Annotated in this window: 1 pseudogene; it reads right to left on the minus strand. The window is 65.9% G+C overall.

From position 1 onward, the window contains the following. Positions 1-396 (minus strand): annotated as a pseudogene (locus RMT89_RS41135) (DNA adenine methylase); the annotation flags it as partial. Positions 397-454: the final 58 nt, after the last annotated feature.

The raw sequence follows: 454 nt of genomic DNA on the forward strand, positions 1-454 counted from the left end.
GGCGAGCCGCGACGCCCACGACGCCATAGTGTGGGGATGGGAGCCGGTGGCGATCATCTTGACCCAGAAATCGTGCCGCTGCTCGGTGGTGCGGAGCGTGTTCTGGGTCAGCCGCACCCATACTTGGCGGGCACGCTCCACCTCGCTGGACGCATCGCTCCCGATAGCTTCGTACAGTTCGACGCGCGAGTGGGGCGTGAGGACACATGCGCGCTCCAACGCCTCCGGCTGGTCGCGCAGCACTCGCCAGAACGTGACCAGATCACCGTCCAGGTCGTTGACGGTCTCCGCCTCCGACGGTGTTTTGGCGAGCAGCACCGCGAGACTCCCGCCACACACCTCCACGTAGTGCCGGTGGGCCGGCAGTAAGACGATGATTTTTGCGGCGAGCATCCTCTTACTGCCGACGGAGGGGAACGGTGGTCACACGCGCACACCACACGGTCGCCGTGGT

Source organism: Streptomyces sp. P17, from assembly GCF_032436805.1.
In the GTDB taxonomy this organism is placed as follows: domain Bacteria; phylum Actinomycetota; class Actinomycetes; order Streptomycetales; family Streptomycetaceae; genus Streptomyces.